This window comes from Micrococcus sp. HMSC31B01 (genome assembly GCF_001816085.1).
In the GTDB taxonomy this organism is placed as follows: Bacteria; Actinomycetota; Actinomycetes; order Actinomycetales; family Micrococcaceae; genus Micrococcus; species Micrococcus luteus.
This window is the reverse complement of sequence record NZ_KV825437.1, coordinates 1-1,239: the sequence shown is the minus strand read 5'-3', so window position 1 is coordinate 1,239 and position 1,239 is coordinate 1. Positions and strand designations below refer to the sequence as shown.

Annotated in this window: 1 protein-coding gene; it reads left to right on the top strand. The window is 75.3% G+C overall.

What is annotated here, in order from left to right; all coding sequences use genetic code 11:
- A partial coding sequence (treZ, locus tag HMPREF3105_RS11975; protein ID WP_070709816.1) for a malto-oligosyltrehalose trehalohydrolase occupies positions 1–1,239 on the top strand: 1,239 nt, incomplete at both ends.

Sequence of the window (1,239 nt, the reverse complement as noted above, 5' to 3'; positions counted from 1 at the left end):
CTCGTCTTCGCGTGGCCGGACGAGGGCTGGGCCGGGCCGCCCGGGGTGGAGTCCGATCCGGCCGCGCCCCAGGGCGGCGGCCTGCGCGGCGCCGTCCTCTACGAGCTGCACGTGGGGACCTTCACGGCGGAGGGGACCCTCGACGCCGCCATCGCCCGCCTGCCGCACCTGAGGGACCTCGGGGTCACCCACGTCGAGCTGCTGCCCGTGAACTCCTTCTCCGGCCCTCGGAACTGGGGCTACGACGGGGTGGCGTGGTTCGCCGTCGACGAGTCCTACGGCGGCCCCGCCGCCTACCGCCGCTTCGTGGCCGCCGCCCACGCCGCCGGCCTCGGCGTGGTCCAGGACGTCGTGCACAACCACCTGGGCCCCTCCGGCAACTACCTGCAGGTGTTCGGGCCGTATCTGGGTCAGGGCGGCACCGGCTGGGGCGACGGCCTGAACCTGGACGGCGCCGACTCGGACGAGGTGCGCCGGCTCGTCCTGGACAACGTCCGCTTCTGGCTCGAGGAGATGCGCGTGGACGGGCTGCGCCTCGACGCGGTGCACGCCCTGCGGGACGCCCGCGCCGTGCACCTGCTCGAGGAGATGGCCGCGCTCGCGGACGGGATCGCGGCCCGTGCCGGCCGACCCGTGCCCCTCGTGGCCGAGTCCGACCTCAACGACCCGCGTCTGGTGCTGCCCCGCGAGGCCGGCGGGCTCGGCCTCGCGGCGGCCTGGAACGACGACGTCCACCACGCCCTGCACGTGGCCGCGACGGGGGAGACCCACGGCTACTACGCGGACTTCGCCCCGCTGGAGGCGGTGGCCAAGGTCATGGAGCGCACCTACTTCCACGACGGCACCCGTTCCACCTTCCGCGGCCGCGATCACGGGCGCGCCGTGCCGGACGCCGTCCCGAACCATGCGTGGGTGGCCAGCATCCAGAACCATGACCAGGTGGGCAACCGTGCCGGCGGCGACCGCACCGCTGCCGCCCTGTCCGAGGGTGCGCTCGCGGCCGAGGCCGCCCTGCTGCTGACCGGCCCGCACGTGCCGATGCTCTTCATGGGGGAGGAGTTCGCGGCCTCGACGCCGTGGCCGTTCTTCACCTCGTTCCGCGAGCCCGAGCTCGGGGACGCCGTCCGGCAGGGACGACGCCGCGAGTTCGCCGCCCATGGCTGGGACCCGGCCGACGTCCCCGACCCGCAGGACCCCGCGACGCGGGACGCGGCGGTGCTGGACTGGGCGGAGGCCGCG